This is a genomic window from Paraburkholderia sp. BR10936 (assembly GCF_040965735.1).
Taxonomy (GTDB): domain Bacteria; phylum Pseudomonadota; class Gammaproteobacteria; order Burkholderiales; family Burkholderiaceae; genus Paraburkholderia; species Paraburkholderia nodosa_A.
This window is the reverse complement of record NZ_JBFRCM010000001.1, coordinates 192,124-215,409: the sequence shown is the minus strand read 5'-3', so window position 1 is coordinate 215,409 and position 23,286 is coordinate 192,124. Positions and strand designations below refer to the sequence as shown.

General features: G+C 67.2%; 22 protein-coding genes and 2 tRNA genes. 7 read left to right on the top strand and 17 right to left on the bottom strand.

Annotation, left to right across the window (positions count from 1 at the left end):
* Nucleotides 1-7: 7 nt before the first annotated feature.
* The 5 genes from fumC to AB4Y36_RS00995 all read right to left on the bottom strand — a co-directional run bounded on the left by fumC (nucleotide 8) and on the right by AB4Y36_RS00995 (nucleotide 6,371).
* The gene (gene fumC / locus AB4Y36_RS01015; RefSeq protein WP_368682119.1) at nucleotides 8-1,417 is read right to left on the bottom strand and encodes a class II fumarate hydratase; all 1,410 of its coding nucleotides are present in this window, start codon (nucleotides 1,415-1,417) and stop codon (nucleotides 8-10) included.
* Nucleotides 1,418-1,519: 102 nt separating this feature from the next.
* A complete protein-coding gene (locus tag AB4Y36_RS01010; RefSeq protein WP_368682287.1) occupies nucleotides 1,520-3,166 on the bottom strand; it encodes a phospholipase D family protein in 1,647 nt (548 codons plus the stop codon).
* Nucleotides 3,167-3,379: 213 nt separating this feature from the next.
* A complete protein-coding gene (locus AB4Y36_RS01005) occupies nucleotides 3,380-4,342 on the bottom strand; it encodes a bile acid:sodium symporter family protein (protein WP_368682118.1) in 963 nt (320 codons plus the stop codon).
* A 252-nt stretch (nucleotides 4,343-4,594) separates the two neighbouring features.
* A complete protein-coding gene (locus AB4Y36_RS01000) occupies nucleotides 4,595-6,004 on the bottom strand; it encodes an MATE family efflux transporter (RefSeq protein ID WP_342945428.1) in 1,410 nt (469 codons plus the stop codon).
* A gap of 145 nt (nucleotides 6,005-6,149) precedes the next feature.
* A complete protein-coding gene (locus AB4Y36_RS00995; protein ID WP_368682117.1) occupies nucleotides 6,150-6,371 on the bottom strand; it encodes an RNA-binding S4 domain-containing protein in 222 nt (73 codons plus the stop codon).
* Nucleotides 6,372-6,679: 308 nt separating this feature from the next.
* On the opposite strand from AB4Y36_RS00995, the gene AB4Y36_RS00990 reads away from it, so the two are divergent.
* Together AB4Y36_RS00990 and AB4Y36_RS00985 are read left to right on the top strand one after the other, a co-directional pair.
* Nucleotides 6,680-7,192, top strand: a complete 513-nt coding sequence (locus tag AB4Y36_RS00990) for a hypothetical protein (RefSeq protein ID WP_069262596.1) — start codon at nucleotides 6,680-6,682, stop codon at nucleotides 7,190-7,192.
* Nucleotides 7,193-7,384: 192 nt separating this feature from the next.
* Nucleotides 7,385-9,619, top strand: coding sequence for an ATP-dependent helicase (locus tag AB4Y36_RS00985; RefSeq protein ID WP_368682286.1), 2,235 nt, complete (start codon nucleotides 7,385-7,387; stop codon nucleotides 9,617-9,619).
* 45 nt (nucleotides 9,620-9,664) lie between these two features.
* Here AB4Y36_RS00985 and AB4Y36_RS00980 read toward each other — a convergent pair whose 3' ends face one another.
* The 8 genes from AB4Y36_RS00980 to fdxA all read right to left on the bottom strand — a co-directional run bounded on the left by AB4Y36_RS00980 (nucleotide 9,665) and on the right by fdxA (nucleotide 13,972).
* Complete coding sequence (locus tag AB4Y36_RS00980; RefSeq protein ID WP_254354957.1) at nucleotides 9,665-10,426, bottom strand: DUF4088 family protein; 762 nt, start codon at nucleotides 10,424-10,426, stop codon at nucleotides 9,665-9,667.
* Nucleotides 10,427-10,560: 134 nt separating this feature from the next.
* Nucleotides 10,561-10,884: an AzlD domain-containing protein gene (locus AB4Y36_RS00975; RefSeq protein ID WP_069262594.1), complete on the bottom strand. Its 324-nt coding sequence runs from the start codon at nucleotides 10,882-10,884 to the stop codon at nucleotides 10,561-10,563.
* Nucleotides 10,881-11,600, bottom strand: coding sequence for an AzlC family ABC transporter permease (locus tag AB4Y36_RS00970; RefSeq protein ID WP_368682285.1), 720 nt, complete (start codon nucleotides 11,598-11,600; stop codon nucleotides 10,881-10,883). Before AB4Y36_RS00970 ends, AB4Y36_RS00975 begins: the two co-directional genes overlap by 4 nt.
* Before the next feature lie 147 nt (nucleotides 11,601-11,747).
* Complete coding sequence (locus AB4Y36_RS00965) at nucleotides 11,748-12,650, bottom strand: AraC family transcriptional regulator (protein ID WP_368605506.1); 903 nt, start codon at nucleotides 12,648-12,650, stop codon at nucleotides 11,748-11,750.
* Nucleotides 12,651-12,678: 28 nt separating this feature from the next.
* Complete coding sequence (locus tag AB4Y36_RS00960; RefSeq protein WP_368682116.1) at nucleotides 12,679-13,170, bottom strand: CreA family protein; 492 nt, start codon at nucleotides 13,168-13,170, stop codon at nucleotides 12,679-12,681.
* Between the two features lie 108 nt (nucleotides 13,171-13,278).
* Nucleotides 13,279-13,354, bottom strand: a tRNA-Asn gene (locus AB4Y36_RS00955).
* A gap of 79 nt (nucleotides 13,355-13,433) precedes the next feature.
* Nucleotides 13,434-13,509: transfer RNA gene (locus AB4Y36_RS00950), tRNA-Asn, on the bottom strand.
* A 139-nt stretch (nucleotides 13,510-13,648) separates the two neighbouring features.
* Entirely contained in the window at nucleotides 13,649-13,972 is a 324-nt protein-coding gene (gene fdxA, locus AB4Y36_RS00945; RefSeq protein WP_028206706.1) for a ferredoxin FdxA, read from the bottom strand.
* A 326-nt stretch (nucleotides 13,973-14,298) separates the two neighbouring features.
* Between fdxA and pncB the strand changes: the two genes are divergently transcribed.
* The 5 genes from pncB (at nucleotide 14,299) to AB4Y36_RS00920 (ending at nucleotide 20,315) form a co-directional block, all read left to right on the top strand.
* Entirely contained in the window at nucleotides 14,299-15,510 is a 1,212-nt protein-coding gene (pncB, locus tag AB4Y36_RS00940) for a nicotinate phosphoribosyltransferase (protein ID WP_342945432.1), read from the top strand.
* Between the two features lie 86 nt (nucleotides 15,511-15,596).
* The gene (locus AB4Y36_RS00935; protein WP_368682115.1) at nucleotides 15,597-16,259 is read left to right on the top strand and encodes a lactate utilization protein C; all 663 of its coding nucleotides are present in this window, start codon (nucleotides 15,597-15,599) and stop codon (nucleotides 16,257-16,259) included.
* The gene (locus tag AB4Y36_RS00930; protein WP_368682114.1) at nucleotides 16,249-17,685 is read left to right on the top strand and encodes a sodium:proton antiporter; all 1,437 of its coding nucleotides are present in this window, start codon (nucleotides 16,249-16,251) and stop codon (nucleotides 17,683-17,685) included. Before AB4Y36_RS00935 ends, AB4Y36_RS00930 begins: the two co-directional genes overlap by 11 nt.
* A gap of 105 nt (nucleotides 17,686-17,790) precedes the next feature.
* Complete coding sequence (locus tag AB4Y36_RS00925) at nucleotides 17,791-18,780, top strand: 2-hydroxyacid dehydrogenase (RefSeq protein WP_368616034.1); 990 nt, start codon at nucleotides 17,791-17,793, stop codon at nucleotides 18,778-18,780.
* Nucleotides 18,781-18,794: 14 nt separating this feature from the next.
* Entirely contained in the window at nucleotides 18,795-20,315 is a 1,521-nt protein-coding gene (locus AB4Y36_RS00920; RefSeq protein WP_368682284.1) for a DNA recombination protein RmuC, read from the top strand.
* Nucleotides 20,316-20,395: 80 nt separating this feature from the next.
* Here the strand turns inward: AB4Y36_RS00920 and AB4Y36_RS00915 are convergent, their stop codons facing one another.
* The 4 genes from AB4Y36_RS00915 to mobA all read right to left on the bottom strand — a co-directional run bounded on the left by AB4Y36_RS00915 (nucleotide 20,396) and on the right by mobA (nucleotide 23,280).
* Nucleotides 20,396-20,893, bottom strand: coding sequence for an N-acetyltransferase family protein (locus tag AB4Y36_RS00915; protein ID WP_368616036.1), 498 nt, complete (start codon nucleotides 20,891-20,893; stop codon nucleotides 20,396-20,398).
* Entirely contained in the window at nucleotides 20,893-21,168 is a 276-nt protein-coding gene (locus AB4Y36_RS00910) for a hypothetical protein (RefSeq protein WP_028206699.1), read from the bottom strand. Before AB4Y36_RS00910 ends, AB4Y36_RS00915 begins: the two co-directional genes overlap by 1 nt.
* A gap of 67 nt (nucleotides 21,169-21,235) precedes the next feature.
* Entirely contained in the window at nucleotides 21,236-22,540 is a 1,305-nt protein-coding gene (gene glp / locus AB4Y36_RS00905) for a gephyrin-like molybdotransferase Glp (protein WP_368682113.1), read from the bottom strand.
* 107 nt (nucleotides 22,541-22,647) lie between these two features.
* Nucleotides 22,648-23,280, bottom strand: a complete 633-nt coding sequence (gene mobA / locus AB4Y36_RS00900) for a molybdenum cofactor guanylyltransferase MobA (RefSeq protein WP_368682112.1) — start codon at nucleotides 23,278-23,280, stop codon at nucleotides 22,648-22,650.
* Nucleotides 23,281-23,286: the final 6 nt, after the last annotated feature.

Sequence of the window (23,286 nt, the reverse complement as noted above, 5' to 3'; positions counted from 1 at the left end):
ATAGACCTTATTTCTTCGCGTTGCCGACCATCTCGCCGGGCTTCACCCATTCGTCGAACTGCTGCTCGGTCACGTGTCCCAGCGCGAGCGCGGCGGCCTTGAGCGTGGTGCCTTCCTTGTGCGCCTTCTTGGCGATCTGCGCGGCCTTGTCGTAGCCGATGTGCGGATTGAGCGCCGTCACGAGCATGAGCGATTCGTTGAGCAGCGTGTCGATGCGCGAGCGGTTCGGCTCGATCCCCACCGCGCAGTGATCGTTGAAGCTGAGCGCACCGTCGGCGAGCATGCGGATGGACTGCAGCACGTTGTGCGCGATCATCGGGCGGAACACGTTCAGCTCGAAGTTGCCGCTCGCGCCTCCCATGTTCACGGCAACGTCGTTGCCGAACACCTGGCAGCAGAGCATTGTCACGGCTTCCGACTGCGTAGGGTTCACCTTGCCCGGCATGATCGAGCTGCCCGGCTCGTTCTCGGGAATCGACAGCTCGCCCAGGCCGCAGCGCGGACCGCTCGCGAGCCAGCGAATGTCGTTGGCGATCTTCATGAGGCTCGCCGCTACGGTCTTGAGCGCGCCGTGCGCGAACACGAGCGCGTCTGCGGCGGCCATCACCTCGAACTTGTTGGGCGCGGTGACGAAGGGCACGCCCGTCAGCTTCGCAATGCTTTCCGCCACCTTGTGCGCGAACTGCGGATGCGCGTTCAGGCCCGTGCCCACGGCCGTGCCGCCCTGCGCGAGTTCATACAGATGGGGCAACGAAGATTCCACGTGCTTGATGCCGTGATCGAGCTGCGCAACATAGCCCGAGAACTCCTGGCCGAGCGTGAGCGGCGTGGCGTCCTGCAGGTGCGTGCGGCCGATCTTCACGATGTCGGCAAAGGCCTTCGCCTTCGCATCGAGCGTATTGCGCAGCGTCTTGAGCGCCGGCAGCAGATGCTTGACGATGCCGTAGGCGGCGGCCACGTGCATCGCGGTCGGGAACACGTCGTTGGACGACTGGCCGCGGTTGACGTCGTCGTTCGGATGCACCTTGCGCGCCTCGCCGCGCTCCCCGCCCAGAATCTCGCTCGCGCGGTTCGCGATCACCTCGTTGAGATTCATGTTGGTTTGCGTGCCGGAGCCCGTTTGCCAGACCGCAAGCGGGAATTCGCCCGGATGCTTTCCCGCGATGATCTCGTCGGCGGCCTGCACGATCGCGTGCGCCCTGGTCTCGTCGAGCACGCCTAGCGAGAGATTCACTTCGGCTGCAGCGCGCTTGATCGTCGCTAGCGCGGTGATGAGTTCCGGCGACTGCTTTTCGGTGGAGATGCGGAAGTTCTGCAGCGATCGCTGCGTCTGCGCGCCCCAAAGCTGCTGGGCGGGCACGGCGATCTCGCCGAACGTGTCGCGCTCCATGCGGACGCTTTCGTTGCTTGCGGTCATTTGTTCCTCCGGTGATTGAGGCGGCGCCTTCGGCTCGCGCGGCTTGCGAGTCAAGCGTTCTACGTTTTGCTCGCCCGATAGCGACGTGCGCTCAAAGCCGCTTCAAAGCTGGCTATCGACCGGCAACAGCAAGAATAGCCCGGTTAGGACATTTCTGTAGAAACCCGCACCAGGGTCGAGGTTGTAGGTGCGGATCATGCCGTTCTCCTCGTCGGTCCAGACGAGCGCCGAGTTGACCGTCGTGCCTTTGAGCAGCGCCAGTTGTTCGGGCGTCGCGAGCGTCACGCGGTAGCTCACCTGCGGCGAGGTCGCACGCTTGAACAGGTCGGCGACTTCATGCGCGATCGGCGGACTCTCGATGGTGAGCGCAAGCTCGGTGTTCAGGCGTGCCGAGCGCGGATCGAGATTGAGCGAGCCGATCACGAGCGTGCTGTCGTCAATCACGTAAGCCTTGGCGTGCAGGCTCGCTCGCGAGCGCGAACCGACCACGCCGAAGCGCTGCTCGTCGTCGTGCTCCTCCTGCTGCGGCTTGAACTCGTAGAGCTCGACGCCGGCCTCGAGCAGCGGCACGCGGTAGGGGCTGTAGCCGGCCTGCACCGCCACGGCGTCGGTGGCGGCGAGCGAATTGGTGAGGATCGCCACACGCACACCATGCGAGGTGAGCGCGCGGATAGTTTGCACGCCCGTGTCGTGCGGCACGAAGTACGGCGAGAACACCAGCACGCTGCTGTGCGCCTGATGGATACGATCGAGCAGCGCGCGCATGGCGTCGCCCAGCTCGCCTTTGTCGGCACCCGCGATCTTGCCGGGCGAGTCGGCCACGAACGCCCATTTCGCCCAGACGAGCCCGAGCGTGTTGCCCGCGATCTGCTGCGCGAGCGGCGTGGCGTTGAGCGGCTTGGCGTTGTAGGGTTCGGCGCTCTCGTGCCAGTGGCGGCGCAGGTCGTCGCGTGCAGCGTCGAGATCGTGTGCGTCGAACTTCTGATGATTGAGCACGCGCAGGGGGTAGGAGATCGAGCTGTTCCAGTACTCGTCGAAGCTTGCCGAGACGCTTTGCGCGACCGGGCCCGCCGTGAGCACGTCGAGGTCGCGGAAGTCGATCGTCGGGCTCGCGTTGAAGTACTCGTCACCGAGATTGCGGCCGCCGACGATCGCCATTTCGTTGTCGACGATCGTCGCCTTGTTGTGCATGCGGCGCGTGAACTGGTCGACGTTCGTGAAGAAGTTGCGCGTGCGCAGGTACATCGATTCGCTCGTGCTGCCGTACGGATTGAACACGCGGATCTGGATGTTCGGATGGCTGTTGAGCGCGGCCATCAGGCGGTCGATGTCGTGAAAATTCAGGTCGTCGACCAGCATGCGCACGCGTACGCCGCGATCGGCCGCATAGAGCGCCGAGCCGAGCAGCAGCTTGCCGGTGGTGTCCTCGTTGGCGATGTAGTACTGCATGTCGAGCGTTTTCGTCGCCGCGCGCGCAAGCGCGACGCGCATCTGCAGCGAGTCGGTGCCGGTGGCGAGCAGGCGGAATCCCGATTCGTCGGGGTGAGCGGCAAGGGGGGCGGCGAGCGCGGCGCCGAGCGGCGTGGCGCTGGCTTGCTGTGCCGGCAGCGCCGCGCTCGTCTCGCGCGGGTAGTCGGTGGCGGGCGGGCGCGTCGCGCAACCGGCGATCAGCGCGAGGCAAACGAGCGCGAAGCAGGCTCGCCGTGGGGCTCCAGGCAGGGCTTGCGGCGGGACGCGCCGCAAGGTCATGCGTTGCGAAACGGTTTCGGATCGGGCGGGATGCACGGGCAAACGGATTCTCCATGGCGGCGCGCCGCATGATGGTTCGTTTTCATTGCACGGCTTCGCGAAGATTCTACGGGAAGCGGCCTGCCTGTCTTGCGGCGGCGGACACGCTGCGTATGCAATTTCCGGGCCGCAAGCAACTGACGATTGCGCGCGGCCGGAAAGGTCTGCGGTTGATCAGACGCGCGCGGTCGACGCGTTCTCAGCGCCTTGCGCATCGCGCGTGCTGCCGCGCGCCGGCTTCCCGGCCCAGTAGCCAGCGAGCACCGAGCCCGAGAGGTTGTGCCATACCGAGAAAAGCGCGCCGGGCAGGGCGGCGAGCGGCGAGAAGTAGAGCTTGCCGAGCGTCGCGGCGAGACCCGAGTTCTGCATGCCCACTTCGATGGCCAGCGTGCGGCACACCGATTCGTCGAAGCCGAGCAGGCGGCCGCCCCAGTAGCCGCCGAGCAGGCCGATGCCGTTATGCAGCACCACACCGAGCGCGACGAGCGGACCGACCGTGGCGATGCTCGCATGCGTGCCGCTTACCACGGCGGCGATGATCGCGAGGATCGACACCATGGAGACGAGCGGCAGCACCGGCTCGACGCGGCGCACGAGCGCGCCCGCGAGGCGGTTCACTATGAGGCCGATGGCGATCGGCAGGCCGACGATCTGCAGGATGCTCATGAGCATGCCGTGCACGTCGACGACGATCGAGGCATCGACGTAAAGACGGGTCAGCAGCGGCGTCGCGAATACGCCGACCAGGGTGGAGAGCGCGCTGATCGTCACCGAAAGCGCGACGTCGCCGCGCGCGAGATAGATCATCACGTTCGACGCCGTGCCGCTCGCCACGCTGCCCACGAGCACCATGCCCGCCGTGAGGTCGGGCGGCATGTGCAGCACTTTGGCGATCGCCCATGCGGCGAGCGGCATGACGAGGTAGTGCAGGAAGATGCCCGCGGCGACCGGCGCGGGCCGCGTGAAGACGCGCTGGAAGTCGGCGAACGAGAGCGTGACGCCCATCGCCAGCATGATGATCATCAGGAGCGTCGTGACGTGCGGCGCGATCGGCGCGACGAGGCCCGGATCGAAGTAGGCCAGCAGGGAAACGAGGACGGCCCAGAGCGGGAAGAGTCGGGTAATCGGGGCGAGCATGAAGGGGCGGTCCGTGAATGGGTTCGTTGTGCGTTGGCGCACGGCAAGCGGTGCCGGGGTGGCCGGCGGCGCTCGCGGGGCGCGGCTGTCTCCTGTGTCGACTGGCGTTGGCGCTTTAGCGCCCGGTCCAGTCCCATGCAGCGTACTGTTCTTGCCCTCGTGGGACGGACGCCGCTTGCGGCGCCTGGCGCGTATTTTAACCGGTCGAGCCGGTGCGGCCCGGTCGGTTAAGTGAACGCTTCAACCCGCGCTTCAACCCGCGCGGCCCGCCGCGGCGGCGTGAGCCTGCGAGCGCAGGCTCATCCGGTGAAAGCGCCATGTCATGAGCACGGCGACGGTGGTGAGCCCGGCTGCGAGCCCCCACCAGAGCCCGAGCGCGCCGAGGCCGAAGTAAAACGCCAGCACGTAGCCCAGCGGAAAGCCGATGCCCCAGTAGCCGAGCGTGGCCGCGAGCATCGGCACGCGCGTGTCCTTCAGGCCGCGCAGGCAGCCCGAACCCACGGTCTGCGCGCCGTCGACGATCTGGAAGATGGCCGCGACGCCGAGAAGCGTGGCGGCGAGCGAGACCGTGTGCGCGTTGGCCGGGTCGTCGAGATGCAGGTAGAGCCCGACGATCCAGTGCGGCGCCAGCACCATCACGAGCGCCGAGAGCGACATGAAGCCGACGCCGAGCCCGAGCGCGACGAAGCCCGCATGGCGTGCCGCGCTCGGCACACCCGCGCCGGACCAGTAACCCACGCGCACGTTGGCCGCCTGGCCGATCGCGAGCGGCACCATGAACGTGACAGAGGCCACGTTCAGGGCGATCTGGTGCGCCGCGAGCGGCGTCTCGCCGAGCAGGCCGGCGAGCAGGCCGGTGGCGAGAAAGAGCGTCGCTTCGACCGCATAGGTGATCGCAACCGGCCAGCCGATCGTGAAGAGTTCGCCCATCAGCGGCGCCGTCGGTCGGCGCGCGACGACGAAACGCTGGTGCGAAGGCCGCAGGTGCAGCAGCGCCATCAGCACGAACGCGGTGAGCCACACGGTGATGGTCGTCGCTACCGCCGAGCCGAGAAAGCCGAGGCGCGGCAGGCCCCAGGCACCGTGGATCAGGCCGAAGTTGAGAAAGCCGTTGATGAAGACGCACGCCACCGACACCCACAGGAGGCGCCGCGCCGCGCCGATGGCGGGCAGGAACGAGCGCATGAGCCCCACGCCGATGAGGCTGGCGGGCGCGCCCCAGCGCAGCACGGCCGTGTATTCGCCGATGTGATGCGCGAGCAGCGTCGGCTCTCCGAGGGCGCGCAGGATCGGCTCGGCGAACGAGAGCAACGCGAACGCCGGCACGGAAAGCAGCAGGGACAGCGCGAAACCGGTCCAGTAGATGTGCGGTACGTGGCTTTCGTTGTCGGCGCCGCGCGCCTGCGCGACGCTCACGCTCACCGAGGTCAGCACGCCCTGCAGCACGGTGACCACCACGAAGAACAGGTTGGCGCCGAGGCCGCCCGCGGCGAGCGCGTCGGCGCCGAGCGAGCCGAGCAGCACCGTGTCGGTCACGCTCATCGCCATCTGCGAGAGTTGGGCGATCGCGAGCGGCCCGGCGAGGCGGGCGGTGTCGGCGGCATGGCGGCGCAGCGTGGGCGGCGCGGCAACGGCGCGGCGGGAAAGCGTAGTTCGAGTCATGAAAAACAAGCGGCGCGAGATAAGCGCGCCGCGCGGCAGGGTTCGTCTGTCAAAACTGAAAGCTTATTGCGAGACAGCGACCTTGTCGATCCAGATGCTCAAATCTGGTGCATAGCCGGCGCCTGCGGGCAAGTTCCGGCGGGGTTCACTCGCTCGCCTTGATGGCAATGCGGGTGTCGCCGAGCAGCACGGCCTGGCCCGCGCGGATCTTGCACGTCTTGCGCAGCTCGACTTCGCCGTCCACCTTCACCGCGCCCGAGGCGACCATCTGCTTGGCCGAGCCGCCGCTGTCGGCGAGTCCGGTGATCTTCAGGAGGTTGTGCAGTTCGACGTAGTCGCCGGTCAGCGTGAAATCGAGGTTGGGCATGGCGGATTCAAATTCGAAAGGCGTGCGGCTAGCGCGCGACGGGTGAGCATCATAAGCGATGGCGGGCTCGCGGCAGCGCCTGCCAGCGCATCGTTACATCCAGGGGCCAGATGTTATGAATTCGTCAGTAAATGAAACGTTGAGTAACGTCGCGGGACCCCGCGGCGATCTTCATACCAAAATGGTTTCACCCGGATCGACAGCGCCGCTCGAGTTTTTCTGGTGCGGTTCCGTCGAGCCGGGGCGCGATTGTGGCGGGCTTGCCCACCGCATAAGCGCCTTCGGAACCACTGCAAAGAGGATACGCCATGACCCAGATCGCCAAGCTGCTCACTGCTACCGCCGCTTTTGCCACCGTGACCACTGCCGCCGTATTTGCGCAGGGCGCGTATGCCCAAAACGCGACCCAGGGCGCGACACAGGCCGGCGAAGCCCCAACGATGGCGCCTTCCGGCGCGCCGGCCATGGCGCCGGGCGCTGCCCCTGGCCAGATGACCGGGCAGGCGCCGAGCCAGGCGCCGGCGGCCGCAGGGATCGCGCAGCCCGCGCCCGCGCCGCAGGCCCTGACCGCACCGCAGTCCGCCGACCCGCTGGTGCAAAAGCGCAACGCGAACGCGGCGGCGAACGCTGAATACCGCAGCGCGAAGAAGTCGGCGAACGCCGAGTACGGCGACGCGAAGAAGCAGGCGAAGTCGCAGTACAAGGCGCAGGTGAAGGACGCGAAGATCAACCACAAGGCCGACCGTCAGGCCAACGACTCGGAAATGAAGGACCAGATGAACGGCATGTCGGCCCAGCAGCAGGGCGGCCAGTCGCAGTAACGATCGGCTGATGCCGAAGGCGCCCGCGCCTTTGGGGCGCCGACCTTGTGCCTGGTCTTGTGAGCGGCGGCGTCCGGCAACGGGCGCCGCCGTTTTGTCTGGCGGCTCCCGGGTGTCGGCGGCAGCGAAACGCGCCGTGGCGTTGTCGTTAAATCCCGCCAGATCGCCGTGGAATCAGGCGCTTGCGGACGCATGGTGTATGGATATACAGTATGCATCGCTCCTTCCCGATTCGCCACGTTCATCGTCCCAGCGCCCGCCGTGTCCACCGTTTCCGTTGCCGATTCCTCCGTCTCCGATGCCAGCCAGGCGCGCGCCGAAGCAGCCAATGCCGTTGGCGCGTGGCTCGCGAAACTCAACGATGCGCAGCGCGAGGCCGTCGAACACGGCGGCGAAGCGGGCTACGCGCCCGGTTCCGCGCTGCCGGGCCCGCTGCTCGTGATCGCGGGCGCCGGGTCGGGCAAGACGAATACGCTCGCGCACCGCGTCGCGCATCTGGTCGCGGGTGGCGCCGACCCGCACCGCATCCTGCTGCTCACGTTCTCGCGGCGCGCCGCGCAGGAAATGACGCGGCGCGTGGCGCGTATCGCTGCCAGCGCCCCAGGCGCGGCCGCCGTGCTCGCGCAAGGGCTCAGTTGGGCGGGCACCTTTCACGGCGTGGGCGCGCGGTTGTTGCGCGAGTACGCGGATCACATCGGCCTGTCGCCGGCGTTCACGATCAACGACCGCGAGGATTCCGCGGATCTTATGAATCTGGTGCGCCACGAGCTGGGTTTCTCGGCCAAAGAAAAGCGCTTCCCCTCGAAATCGACTTGCCTCGCGATCTATTCGCGCGCGGTCAATACGGGCGACTCGCTCGCCAATGTACTCAACCGTTCGTTCTCGTGGTGCCTCGAGTGGGAGCCGCAGCTACGTGCGCTGTTCGCCTCGTACGTGGACGCCAAGCAGAAGCAGAACGTGCTCGACTACGACGACCTGCTGCTCTACTGGGCCCACATGGCCGCGGAGCCGGCCATCGCCGCCGATCTCGCGGGCCGCTTCGATCACATCCTCGTCGACGAATACCAGGACACCAACCGCCTGCAGGCCTCGATCCTGCTCGCGCTCAAGCCCGATGGCCGCGGCCTCACCGTGGTCGGCGACGACGCCCAGGCGATCTATTCGTTTCGCGGCGCGACCGTGCGCAACATTCTCGACTTCCCGGCGCAGTTCGACCCGCCCGCGCGTCAGGTGACGCTCGAACGCAATTACCGTTCGACGGCGCCGATCCTCGCCGCCTCGAACGCCGTGATCGACGCCGCCGCCGAGCGCTTCACCAAGAACCTGTGGACCGAACGCCCCTCGCAGCAGCGCCCGCGCCTCGTCACGGTGGCCGACGAGGCCACCCAGGCGCGCTATGTCGTCGAGCAGATTCTCGAGGCGCGTGAAGCGGGCATGAAGCTCAAGCAACAGGCCGTGCTGTTTCGCGCGGCGCACCACAGCGCGACGCTCGAAATCGAACTGGCGCGACGCAATATCCCGTTCGTGAAGTTCGGCGGACTGCGTTTTCTCGACGCCGCGCACGTGAAAGACGTGCTGGCGGTGCTGCGCTGGGCCGAGAATCCGCTCGACCGTGTGGCGGGGTTTCGCGTGACGCAGTTGCTGCCGGGCGTCGGGCCCGCCAACGCCGCGCGCCTGCTCGACCAGGTGTCAGCGTGCACGGGCGCGTATCGCGCCGCCGAGGCGCTCGCGGCTTTCGCGCCGCCGCCGCGCGCGGCCGAGGACTGGCCGGCGTTTGCGTCGCTCATCGACAGCCTCTCGATGCGCTCGACGCCGTGGCCGGCCGAGTTCGAGCGCGTGCGGCGCTGGTACGAGCCGCATCTCGAGCGCAATCACGAAGACGCCCAGGTGCGTCTCGCCGACTTGCTGCAGATGGAGAGCATTGCGAGCACCTACGCCTCGCGCGAGCGCTTTCTCACCGAACTCACGCTCGATCCGCCCGACGCGACGAGCGCCGAATCCGCCGATCCGCTGCTCGACGAAGACTACCTGATCCTTTCGACGATCCATTCGGCGAAAGGTCAGGAGTGGCGCAACGTGTTCGTGCTCAACGGCGTGGACGGCTGCATTCCGTCCGATCTCGGCGCGGGCAGCGACGAGGAGCTGGAAGAGGAGCGGCGGCTGCTCTATGTGGCGATGACGCGCGCGAAGGAGGATCTGCACATCGTCGTGCCGCAGCGCTTTTATGTGCACAACCAGGTGGCGTCGGGCGACCGGCACGTGTGGGCCTCGCGCACGCGCTTCATCGCGACGCCCATGCTGCCGCTGTTCGAATCCCGCGCATGGCCGCCCGCGCCCGTGGCGAGCGCGCCGAGCGCGGCCGGACTCGCCGCCGCGGCGCAGGCGAAGGTCGAGATCGCCGCGAAGCTCAGGAAGATGTGGGATTGAGGGGGAAAGCGGGGCGCGCGCCGTTTTCAGGCGGCGCGCCAGCGCTTAGCGCCGCTGCTCGCGTGCCGTACTGCGCTGCGGCGGCATGAAGAAGTTGCGCATCCACGCGGCGAGGCGCGTGAACACATCGTCGGGCTCCTCGACGAAAATCTCGGGCTTGAGCAGGCGCAGATATTCCATGATTTGTTGCGCTTCCTGCTTCTGGAACACGCCATGCGTCACGCCGAGCCTCAGCAGCCCGCGCAGCTCGCCCAGACGCTCGCGCGCCGCGCTGCCGCTCGCCTGTTCACAGCCGATCTTCGCTTCGTACACACGCTGACGCAACGACTCGGTGAGGCGCCACGCGGGCGTCTGCATCGACTCTTCGAGGGCCTGGATGTCCTGCACGCCCGACTTGATCTGTGCCGCCAGCGGGTCGACCAGCGTGTCGTCGCCCTGGGCTTCGCTCACGATGGCCGCCGCCCAGTCGCGGCACTGCTTCGAGAGTTCGTCGGGCGTCCACTCGGGCCGCGACGCGAAGCCGAATCCGAATTCGCCTGCCTGACGCATCAGGATCGAGACGACCTCGGGGAATTCCTTGTCGAGCGTGCGCTTGGCCCACGCGTACTGGCCGCCTTGCAGGAGCCGCTGGACGGCGTGCTCCGTGAGCGGCGTCATGTTGTCGAGCAGCTTCGCGCGCAGGTAGTCCTCGAATTCCGGCGTGGCGAATTGCGGGTCGAGTTTGAGCGAGACGCGCAGGAACGCGTCGAAATCCTTGCGCAGCGACGCAAGCGTTTCGTCCTTCAGGTTAAGGGTGATATGCCCCATTGTGGTTGCCCCGGTGTAATCCTTGTCGCTTCTCGCGTGCTCTCGCCGTTCGAGCAGTGGCCTGCCAGAGCAGGCCCTGACGGGTTTAACGGCGCTCCGGGGTGAAACTTGAGCGTAAGGGGCGACGCTTGCCTCTAGCGCAGGACAACGCCTTGCCAGAGGAAGAACACGCCGAGCCCGATCGCGATGGTGAGGAGCGGGCGCTTCGTGAGCGCGCTGACGACGATCGCCGCGAGCGCGCCGACGAGCTGCGGGTTGCGCCAGGTCAGCTCGGCGCCCTGACCGTGGGGCGAGACCGCCATCGGCACGATGATGGCCGTGAGCACGGTGACGGGCACGAAGCCGAGCGCGGTGCGCACGAGCGGCGGGAATACCAGCCGGTCGCCGAGCACGAACACCGCAGTGCGAATGACCAGGGTGATCAGGGCCATGCCGAGAATCAGGACGACGTAGTTCATTGCCCGGCTCCTGCGGTGCGTTGGACGTTGGGGGACTTGCGGGAGGACTCGCTGCCGGCGCGGGCGCTGCGCGACGAACCTGGCCGTGAGAGCACGACACCCACGACCACGCCCGCGAGCACGGCGCCGAGCAGCCCGAGCTTGTACGGCCAGCCCTGCCAGAAAAAGGCGAGCGCGCCCGCAGTCGCGGCGGCGGCGAGGTAGCGCAAGGCAACCAGCTGTGGCACGACGATGGCGATGAAGGTCGCGACCATCGCGAAATCGAGGCCGAGCGACTGCAGACCCGGGAACGCCGCGCCAAACAGCAGGCCGGCCGCGGTCCAGAGTTGCCAGTTCAGGTACATCGAGAGGCCCGAGCCGAGGAAATGCCACGGCGAGACGTCGTCGCCGGGCGGATGGCGGCGCAAATGCGCCCACGCGACGGCGAAGACCTCATCGGTGAGCAGGCTGCCGAGCACGAGCCGCCAGCGTAGCGGCAGGTGCGAGATATAGGGCGCGAGCGTCGCGCTATAGAGCACGTGGCGCAGGTTCACGATGAACGTGGTGGCCCAAATCACCGCGAAGCTCGCGTGCGAAGCGATCAGCCCGAGCGCGATGAACTGCGCGGAGCCGGCGAACACGGCGAGCGACATGAACTGGCCGTGCCAGAGCGAAAGCGGGCCCGAGGTGACGAGCGTGCCGAAGATCACGCCGAAGGGTGCGGCGCCGATCATCATGGGGATCGTGTCGCGCGCGCCAGCGATGAATTCGGCAAGGCGGTTGGGATGCGTGGTCAAACTGTCCTCCTGATACAAGGGGACAGCATAGCGGGCCGCCTTACGCGTGGCTTGTACGTTCTTGCGGCCGGATGCGGGTTGGCGCGTTCAGGACGACTGCCAGCGCCCCGGCGGCACGCCGAACATGCGCCGAAAGTGTCGCGTGAAATGGCTCTGGTCGGTGAAACCGCTCGCGGCGGCGACCTCGGCAACCGTAGCGCCTTCGCGCAGCGGGGCGAGGGCGCGCTGCAGGCGCAACTGGGTGCGCCAGGCGTGCGGCGGCAGCCCGGTTGCCTGCGTGAAGAGCCGCGTGGCGTGAAACGGCGAGAGGCCGACCGCCTGGGCGAGATCGGCCACGCGCAGCGGCGTGGCGAGATCGGCGGCAAGGAGCGCCTTCATCGTTTCCACGCGGGGATCGTTCGGGCCGTGTTTGAGCGCCGCCTCGCGCGTGCGGCCGTAGCGCGTGAGCAGCGTCGAGAGTGCGTCGAGCAGCGAGCCTTCCACGGCGAGCAGATCGGCACAAGGCGCCGAAGGCGATGCCGGACTGGCGCTCGCGCCGGGTTCGGGCACGGCTGCGCCGCGCCGCCAGTCCGCGTCGGCTTCCAGCAGCCGGTGGGCGCGCGAGAGCCGGTGCGCGAGATCGAGATCGTGGATCACCTCGGCGTCGAACCACGGCAGCGGCTGCGTGCGCCCGGCGATTTCGCCGGCGAGCTCGTGCAGGAAGTCGATCGGCACATACATCACCCGATAGCTCCAGCCTTCTTCGACGGCGCGTGAACCCGTATGCAGCTCCCCCGGATTGATCACCGGCACGCTGCCCGTTGCGGCGACATGCTGCGTGCCGCGATAGCGAAAGCATTCCGCGCCGCCCTCGATCACGGGGATCGTGTAGGCCTCGTGCCAGTGCGGCGCGAACGTATGTTGGTTGTATTCGGCCGTGACGAGATCCGCGCCGGGCAGAAGCGGCGTGCGCCAGTAGCGGGCGGAGTCTCGAAAACGGGAACCGGTCATGGTGAAGGATCCTGCACGGATCGCCAGTTTAGCGCAGCGGAATCGTCGTGCCCGCGGGCACCGGCACGGCCGTGACGCTGTTCTTGGCGCTGCCGCTCACCACGCGGTCGCTGTAGGTCAGATACACGAGCGCGTTGCGCTTCGCGTCGACCACGCGCACGACGTGCAGCGTCTTGAAGAGGAACGACATGCGCTCGTTGAAGACGTCGTCTTGCTGTTTGAGCGGACCTGCGAAGGAGATCGGCCCGACCTGCCGGCACGCGATCGATGCCTCGGTCGGATCTTCCGCAATGCCGAGCGTGCCCTTCACGCCGCCCGTGCGTGCGCGGGAGACGTAGCAGGTCACGCCTGGCACCTGCGGATCGTCGTAGGCCTCGACGACGACTTTGTCCGAGCCGGTCACGCGGAAGTTGGTGTTCACGCTGCCGATCTGCTCGGCGTGGGCGGTGGCGCAGGCGACGAGGCTCGCGCAGGCGAGCAGCGGGCGCGCGAGGCGAGCGGCAAGGCGGGTGGATTTCATGCGGATTCCCGAAGATGACGAAGCGACATTATCGGGGAGGGTAGCGTGCGCCACGCGCGCAGCAAAAGAAAAAGGGGTTGCGTGCAACCACGCAACCCCTCGATATTTTGGCTCCCCGACCTGGGCTCGAACCAGGGACCTACGGATTAACAGTCCGGCGCTCTACCGACTGAGCTATCGGGGACCAGCAGTACAGCGACAACACTTTACGTCATAAAAAAGCCCGTTTTGCGTTGTGAACGCCAACGGGCTTTTGCGAATCTTGGCTCCCCGACCTGGGCTCGAACCAGGGACCTACGGATTAACAGTCCGGCGCTCTACCGACTGAGCTATCGGGGATCAACAAAAGCAGAGAACGAGATTCTATGGGGTCTGGCTGGGCCTGTCAATACCCTGTCGCGATCTGTTTAGGGCAATCCGCTGCGCGAGGGACTGTCCGTGTAAGCGACGGCGGCGGGAGGACACCCCGAACAAGCGATCAGCGTGCGAGCAGCGCGAGCTTGTCCTTCACGTCCTTGAATTCGTCGGCTTCCGGCAGCGGGGCCTTGGTCTTCGTGATGCTCGGCCAGCCCTTCGCGAGGTCGGCGTTCAGCTCGATGAACGATTGCTGGTCGCCAGGCACGTCTTCCTCGGCGTAGATGGCGTTCACCGGGCACTCGGCAACGCACACGGCGCAGTCGATGCACTCGTCCGGGTCGATCGCGAGGAAGTTGGGACCTTCGCGAAAGCAGTCCACCGGGCACACATCGACGCAGTCGGTATAGCGGCACTTGATGCAGCTCTCGGTCACAACGTGAGTCATTCAGGCAGCTCCTGCAAGCTTTTTGTATCGGGGGATGGCGGTTCGCCAAAAGCGCTATTGTAACTGATGAGGAATTACCCCAACCACAGGCCCGCGACCGTCCTTAGATCGTTTCGTGATTAGTTTATAAGGCCGGGCGATCCGCAGCGTTTTATCCCTTGCGCGCGAGGGGCCGTGCCGGCGGGCACGCGGCGCGCGCGGGCATTCGGGTAACATGGACGCACCGCTGGCGTCTGCCGCCCGGAACCGCTGCGGGACATCTGCCCGGCAGCATGTCCGGTTCCCGCTTCGCGGGCGCTATCCGATTGCAGTCCGGCCGGCCCATCATGATCATTACTTCGCTGCTCGATACCGATCTTTACAAATTCACCATGATGCAGGTGGTGCTGCATCATTTCCCCGCGGCCAATGTGGAATACCGCTTCCGCTGCCGCACGCCGAACGTCGATCTCGTGCCCTACGTCGACGAGATCCGCAGCGAAATTCAGAAGCTGTGCAGGCTGCGCTTCGCCGAGACCGAGCTCGACTACCTGCGCAAGATGCGCTTCATCAAGAGCGACTTCATCGACTTTCTCGCGCTCTTTCACCTCAACGAAAAGTACATCTCGGTCACGCCGTCGCCCAAGGCCAATGGCGAGATCGACATCGCGATCCAGGGGCCGTGGCTGCACACGATCCTCTTCGAGATCCCGGTGCTCGCCATCGTCAACGAGGTGTACTTCCGCAACACGCAGCATCATCCGCAGTACGAGGAGGGGCGCGAGCGCCTGCGCCACAAGATCGAGCTACTTGGCGCGAAGCCCGAATTCGCCGACTGCAAGATCGCCGACTACGGTACGCGCCGCCGCTTCTCGAAGCGCTGGCACGAGGAGGTGATCCTCACGCTCAAGGCCGATCTCGGCGAGCAGTTCACGGGCACGAGCAACGTCTACTACGCGATGAAGCACAACCTCACGCCGCTCGGCACGATGGCGCATGAGTACCTGCAGGCGTGCCAGGCGCTCGGGCCGCGTCTGCGCGACTCGCAGATCTTCGGCTTCGAGATGTGGGCGAAGGAATACCGCGGCGACCTGGGCATTGCGCTCTCGGACGTCTACGGCATGCAGGCGTTTCTGCGCGACTTCGACATGTACTTCTGCAAGCTCTTCGACGGCGCGCGGCACGACTCGGGGGATCCGTTCGAGTGGGGCGAGCGCCTGCTCAAGCACTACGAGGACAATCGCTGCGATCCGCGCACGAAGACGATGATCTTCTCGGACGCGCTCGACATTCCGAAGGTGCTGCGCCTGTACGAGCGTTTCGGCGACCGCTGCCGCCTCGCGTTCGGCGTGGGCACGAACCTCACCAACGACCTGGGTTACCAGCCGCTGCAGATCGTCATCAAGATGGTCCGCTGCAACGGCCAGCCCGTCGCCAAGCTTTCCGATTCGCCGGGCAAGAACATGTGCGACGACAAGGCATATCTCGCCTATCTGCGCCAGGTGTTCGGCATCGAGCAGCCCGTAGAGGAAGAGTGCGGGGGGCAACCAGGCGTGTGAAAAACGCCGCACGCTTGACCCGCAGATCGCAGGCGACGCCCCGGTATAATCGGCGCGTCGCCTTTCTTCATCTGACGAGGACGTTCATGGACACGACGGCCGCCCGCCGCAGCATACTCGCGCGCATTCGCGCGGCGCAGGGACGCGAGGCCACGCCCGCGGCGGATGAGCGGGAAGCCGTGGCCGACTACCTCGCGCTACATCCCGAGGGTCCGCGCCCGCCGCTGGAAGGCGATCTCGTTGCGCGCTTCGTCGGCGAGGCGCGCAAGATGTCGAGCACCGTCGACGAAATCCAGCAACTCGCCGACGTGCCCGCCGCCGCGCAACGCTATCTCGCTGAACGCAGCCTGCCGATGCAGGCCGTCGCGTGGCAGACGCTCGACACGTTCGACTGGGCCGGCGCGGGTCTCGTCGTGCAATTCCGCAAGCCCGAAGATCGCGATCTCGTCGGCCTCACGGGCTGCTTTTGCGCCACCGCAGAAACCGGCACGCTGGTCCTGCTCTCCAGCCCCCAGACGTGGGCCTCGGGCGCGCTGCTGCCCGAAACGCACATCGCCGTCGTGCCCGCTTCGCGCATCGTCGCGGGCCACGAGGACGCCTTCGCGCTCATGCGCGCCGAACGCGGTGAGCTGCCGCGCGCGGTCAACTTCGTTTCGGGGCCTTCGCGCACCGGCGACATCGAGCAGACCATCATTCTTGGGGCACACGGGCCGTATCGCGTGCATGTGATCGTCGTGCATGGCGCGTAAGCGCAACACGGCAAGCGCTTGCGCGGGGACGCTCTGCGCGGCGCTGACGCTCTACAGCACGAGCGCACACGCGGCGGCCTTCGACGGCGCATCGCTCGGCGCCGCGTGGGCGCTGCCGTTCGCCGGCATGCTGCTGTCGATCGCGTTCTTCCCGATGTTCGCGGCCACGTTCTGGCATCACCACTTCGGCAAGGTTTCGGCGGCCTGGGCGCTCGCGTTCCTGCTGCCGTTCGCGGCCACGCATGGTGTCGGCGTGACGTATCCGCTGTTCGTGCACGCCGTCGTCGACGAATATCTGCCCTTCATCGTGCTGCTCGGCGCGCTCTATACGATCGCGGGCGGCATCTGCGTGTACGGGAATCTGCGCGGATCGCCGCGCATGAACACGGCGATCCTCGCGCTCGGCACCGTGCTCGCGAGCGTGATGGGCACGACCGGCGCCGCGATGCTGCTGATCCGCCCGCTCCTGCGCGCGAACGACAACCGCCGGCACAACGTGCACGTGGTCGTGTTCTTCATCTTTCTCGTCGCGAATGCGGGCGGCCTGCTCACGCCGCTCGGCGATCCGCCGCTGTTCCTCGGTTTTCTCAACGGCGTGGGATTCTTCTGGACTGCGCAGCATCTCGCGCTGCCGATGCTGTTCGTGTGCGGCGTGCTGCTTGTGGTGTTCTACGCGCTCGATAGCTGGTACTTTCGCCGCGCCGGGGAAGTGCACGCCGCTGCGCTCGACCCGACGCCGGACACAGACGCGCTCTCCATCGGCGGCAAGGCGAATTTCGTGTTGCTCGCGCTACTCGTCGTGCTCGTGCTGATGAGCGGCGTGTGGCGTCCCGGTATCGTTTTCGAGGTCGCGGGCGCGCACCTGCAGTTGCAGAATCTCGTGCGCGATGCGGGACTCGTTGCGCTCGCACTCATTTCGCTCGTGTTCACGTCGAAAGCAGCGCGCGCCGACAACGGTTTCGAATGGGCGCCGATCGTCGAGGTGGCCAAACTCTTCGCGGGCATTTTCGTGACGATCACGCCGGTCATCGCGATGCTGCGCGCGGGCGAGGCGGGCGCGTTCGCGGCGCTGATCCGGTTCGTGAACGACGCGCCGGGCCGCCCCAACGAAGCGATGTACTTCTGGGCGACGGGGCTCCTCTCGTCGTTTCTCGACAACGCGCCCACCTACCTCGTGTTCTTCAATCTCGCGGGCGGCGACGCCAACGCGCTCATGTCCGGCGGCGCGAAAACGCTCGCCGCGATCTCGGCAGGCGCAGTGTGGATGGGCGCACTCACCTATATCGGCAACGCGCCGAACTTCATGGTGAAGGCGATCGCGCAGTCGCGCGGCGTGCGCATGCCGGGCTTCTTCGGCTATCTTGGCTGGTCGGGCGTGCTGCTCGCGCCGGTGTTTCTCGCGGCCACCTGGCTCTTTTTCGTCTAGCGGCAAGGCGCTAGCGAGCCGGACTGCGAAAAGCGCGCGAGACTTCCCTGAGCGCCCCGTCACGCGCAACAATGACGGACATCGACTGAAGTGTGGAGAGCAACGATGCAAAAGATTCTCGTGGCGCGCCCGATCTTTCCCGACGTGATCGATCGGCTCAAGCAGTATTTCGACGTGGACTGGAACAACGGCGAAGCGCTTTCGCCCGAGGCGTTGCACCAGCGTCTCGCCGACAAGGACGGCGCGCTCACCGCGGGCGACCCGATCGGCGCCGCAACGCTCGCCGCGGCGCCGCGCCTGCGCGTGGTGTCGAACATGGCCGTGGGCTACAACAACTTCGACATGGCCGCCTTCAACGCGGCCAACGTGCTCGGCACCAACACGCCGGACGTGCTCAACGAAACCACGGCCGACTTCGGCTGGGCGCTGATGATGGCGGCCGCGCGCCGCGTGACGGAATCGGAGCACTTCCTGCGCGCGGGCAAGTGGGACAAGTGGTCGTTCGACGCGTTCCTCGGTTCGGACATTTTCGGCGCCACGCTCGGCGTGATCGGCATGGGCCGTATCGGCCAGGCGCTCGCGCGTCGTGCGCGCGGCTTCGACATGCGCGTGGTGTATCACAACCGTTCGCGCGTCGCGGCTGAGATCGAGCGCGAGCTGAATGCCGAATATCTGTCGAAGGAAGACCTGCTCAGGCAGGCCGACCACGTCGTGCTCGTGCTGCCCTATACGGCGCAAAACCATCACACGATCGGCGCAGCCGAACTCGCGCTGATGAAACCCACGGCGACGCTCACCAACATCGCGCGCGGCGGCATCGTCGACGACGCGGCGCTCGCACACGCGCTGCGCACGCGCCAGATCGCGGCGGCGGGCCTCGACGTGTTCGAGGGCGAGCCGCGCGTGCATCCGGCGTTGCTCGAAGTGGAGAACGTCGTGCTCACGCCGCACATCGCGAGTGCGAGCGAAGCCACGCGCCGCGCGATGGCGAACCTCGCCGCCGACAACCTTATCGCGGCGCTCGGCGAGGGACCGCGCGCCGGCCAGCCGCCCAATCCGGTCAACCCCGCTGTGCTGGGGCAAGCCCGTAAATGAGTCCGTTCGCAGTCATGTCGCTGGCGATCGTCGCGCTGGCGATCGCATTCGTCGTGACGCTCGTGGCGTTGCTGCGCGCGCGTCAAGGCCATGGCGATGGCGACGCCGAGGTCACGCTCGACGCACTCGATCAACTGAGCGACCGCCTCGCCGCGTCGACCGACACGCAGGCGCGCGCGGCCGAGCGCATCGAGCGCGAGCTGCGCAATGAGATCGCGCGCACGGCGCAGAGCTCGCGCAGCGAGTTCGGCGGCGGCTTCGCGCAGGTGCAGCAGGCGCTGGCGGCGCAGCTCGGCAGCATCGCGACCGTGCAGAACAGCCAGATCGACGGTTTCGCCCAGCAGCTCGCCAAACTCACCGCCGCCAATACGCAGCAGCTCGATGCCGTGCGCCAGAGTCTGCATCAGCAAGCCCAGCAGGCGCGAGACGAGCAGGGCGCCGCGCTGCGCCACTTCGGCGCGCTGCTCACGCAGCAGCTCGGGCAACTCACCGAAGTCAACGACCGCCGCTTCGCCGAAGTGCGCGCGACGCTCGAACAGCGCCTCAAGGACATCGAAGCGAACAACGCGGCGAAGCTCGAGGAAATGCGCCGCACGGTCGACGAGAAGCTGCACGCCACGCTCGAACAGCGCCTTGGCGAATCGTTCAAGCTCGTTTCCGATCGGCTGGAGCAGGTGCATCGCGGGCTTGGCGAGATGCAGACGCTGGCCGCGGGCGTGGGCGACCTGAAGAAGGTGCTCACCAATGTGAAGACGCGCGGCACCTGGGGCGAAGTGCAGCTCGAAGCGCTGCTCGAACAGATGCTCACGCCCGACCAGTACGCGAAGAACGTCGCGACGGTGCCGAAGAGCACGGAGCGCGTGGAATTCGCGATTCGGCTGCCCGGACGCGGCGCGGGCGGCGCGGAACAAGGCGAGCCGGTCTGGCTGCCGATCGACGCCAAGTTCCCGCGCGAAGACTACGAGCGTCTCATCGATGCGCAGGAGCGCGCGGACGTGCTCGCGATCGAGGAGGCCGGGCGCGCGCTCGAACTGCGCATCCGCGCGGAGGCGCGCACCATCGCCGAGAAGTACGTCGCGCCCCCGCACACGACCGATTTCGCGCTGCTGTTCCTGCCGACCGAAGGCCTTTACGCCGAAATCCTGCGCCGCCCGGGCTTGACCGATGTCCTGCAGCGCGACTACCGCGTGAGCGTGGCGGGTCCGACCACGCTCACGGCACTTCTCAACAGCCTGCAGATGGGCTTTCGCACGCTCGCGATCGAGCGCCGCTCGAGCGAGGTGTGGCAGGTGCTGGGCGCGGTGAAGACGGAGTTCGGCAAGTTCGGCGACGTGCTCGCACGCACCAAGACGCAGCTCGAAACGGTCACGCGTTCCATCGAGGCGGCGGAGGTGCGCACGCGGGCGATGAACCGCAAGCTGCGCGACGTCGAGGCGCTGCCGGGCGAGGCCGCCGCGAATCTTCTCGGCGACGCGCTCCGTAATGGCAACGGCAACGGCGACGCAGAAAGCGAAACGGGCTTCGGCGACGAGTGACCGCAATCTGCGCGCCAAAAGACAACGGGCCGCCCGATTCAGGCGGCCCGTTTGCATTCGAGCGTGTGCGGTGCGTTGGCTTAACCGATCATCGTTTCACCAGCTGCGGCGAGCTTTTCGAGCGCATCGCCGGTCATGCGCACGACGCGCCAGTCGGGCAGCACGGTCGCGCCGAGCTTTTCATAGAAGCCGATGGCCGGCGTGTTCCAGTCGAGCACGGTCCACTCGAAGCGGGCGCAGCCGCGTTCGACGGCGATCGCCGCGAGCGCGCGCAACATCGCGGTGCCGAGGCCGGTGCCGCGCTGCGACGGCTGCACGTAGAGGTCTTCGAGATAAAGGCCGCGGCGGCTCAGGAACGTCGAGTAGTTGTGGAAGAAGAGCGCGTAGCCGACGATGCGGCCGGCGTCTTCCGCCACCAGCGCTTCAGCGGCCGGGCGCGTGCCGAACAGGGCGTCGGCGAGGCCATCGGCCGTGCCCGTGAACAGATGCGTGAGCTTTTCGAACTCCGCGAGCTCGTACATCAGCGCGTGCATCGCGCCGACGTCTGCGGGCGTGGCGGCGCGGATCGTCGCGGTCATCACGCTTCCTCGGGCACGTCGGAAAGATGGATCTCGATGCCGCCGAAGCGCGAGGCCACCCAGTTGTAGGCGTGGCAGGCGATCCACAGCAGGATGAAGCCGACGATCGCGTTGAGCAGCAGCGCGCTGAAGATGGTCGAGAGTTCGACCGCGCCATAGCGCACGAACGCCACGAGCACGCCGAGCAGCACGATCGGCACGCTGAAGGTCAGGTACACGAGGATGAGCGCCTTGGCGGTCTGGCCCGCAGCGATGAACGAGATCTGTTTTTTCATAGTAGTCGGTCCGTTATGCAGGTGTGGACGTGTGGTTGGTTTTGATGACCTCTCGGGCGCCGCCGCGCTAGACGAGTCCATCGAACAGCATGATGTCGACCGCGTCGCCGGCATCGAGATCGCCGGCTTCATGGGCGAGCACGATGAAGCAGTTCGCCTCGCTCATCGTGCTGAGCGCGCCCGAGCTTTGCGAGCCGGTAGGCGCAACGTGCCACTGGCCGCTGGCGTCGCGGCGCGCGAGGCCGCGCTGGAATTCGGTGCGGCCCGCGCGCTTTTTGATCGGCTGATCGCTCAATGCCGGCACGAGCGGGACGGGCTGCGCTTGCGCGCCCGCCATCGCCAAGAGAGCGGGGCGCACGATCTGGTAGAACGAGACCATCGTCGCGACCGGGTTGCCGGGCAGCCCGAACAGGAGCGCCGCGCGGCCCGCGCCCGGGCGTCCGCCCGACCAGATGCGGCCGAACGCAAGCGGGCGGCCGGGACGCATGGCGAGGCCCCAGAACGAGACGTCGCCGAGCGTTTGCAACTGGGTGCGCGTGAAATCGGCTTCGCCGACCGAGACGCCGCCGGAGGTTAGCACGACATCGGCGGATTCGGCAGCGAGTTTCAGCGTGGCGGCCAGCGCCGCGGGGTCGTCGCGCACGACGCCCAGATCGATCGCCTCGACGTTCAGGCGCTGCAGCATCGCGCCGAGCGCGTAGCGGTTGCTGTCGTAGATGCAGCCCGCTTCGAGCGGCTCGCCTGGCGAGCGCAGTTCGTCGCCGGTCGAGAAGTAGGCCACGCGCAGGCGCTGCTTCACGTGCGCCTCGATGAGGCCAAGCGACGCCAGCAAGCCAATGTCGGACGCGCGCAGCACGCGGCCGGCCGCGAGCGCCGCGCCGCCGCGCGCGAGGTCCTCGCCCTTACGGCGCGCGTTCGCGCCGCGTTTGACGGCGTTTGCTTCGAAAGTGACGACGTCGCCCTGCACAAACACATGCTCTTGCGGCACGACGGTGTCGCAGTTCGCGGGCATCGGCGCGCCGGTCATGATGCGCACGCACGCACCCGCGGCAACGTCGCCCGGGTAAGCGTGACCGGCGAAGGCCTTGCCGCATACGGCGAGCGAGAGGGCGCCGGAGATGTCGGCCAGGGCCGCGCCATCGAACGCGTAGCCGTCCATCGCGGCGTTGTCGTGCGCGGGAACGTCGATGGGCGAAATCACGTCTTCGGCCAGCACACGCGCGAGCGCTTCACGCAGCGGCACGCGTTCGCTCGCCGCAAGCGGCGTCGCCCACTGCAGCACGATGGCCTGCGCGGCGCTGACGGGCAAAGCTTGCGGATCGTACTGGCTGATGCAGCCGGCGCTGCCGGAGGGATGGTTAAGCGTGGTCATCGAGTGAGGAAGCGTCGCATCCGCACGGCGTGTGCGGCGATCGTCCAGGCGGGCGTGCCGGCCGTGTGCCGGGGACGGCGGCCGACCGGGCGGCGCCCGATTGCAATTCAGGCGCGTTCGAGTTCGGCCAGTTCCTGTAAGGAATTGATATTGTAAAACGCACGTTCGTCGGCAAAGGCGACTTCGGTGGCCGTGTGGCGCGCGTACCACGCACGCACCTTGCGCTCGCCGGCGGCGAGGAAGGCGGCGAGGTCGTCGGCGAGCGAGGTGCGTACGAGCGCGAATACCGGGTGCAGCGAGACCACGCCTTCGGCATTCGTCGTGGTCGCGGTCACGATGTCGGCGCGCGCCGAGAGCGCGGCGTGGCCCAGGCGCTCGGCGAGATCGGCCGGCAGCCAGGGCGAGTCGCAGGGCGCCGTGAGGAGCCATTCGGTTTGCGCGGCGCGCAGTCCCGCGAGGAGCCCCGCGAGCGGGCCGGGGAAGTCGGGCAGCGTATCGGCGAGCACGCTCGCTCGCCATGGTGCGCCGAGCGCCGCATAAGCATCGCCGTTGCGGTTCGCGCTGATCGAGAGGGCGCCGACCTGCGGCGCGAGGCGCGTGAGCACGTGCGCGGCAAGCGGTTTGCCGTGCAGCATCTGCAAGCCCTTGTCCGCGCCGCCCATACGCTGGCCGCGGCCGCCCGCGAGCACGAGGCCCGTGACCGATGCAGTGGAAATGGGGTTGGCGCTCGTCGGCGTCATGGGCTG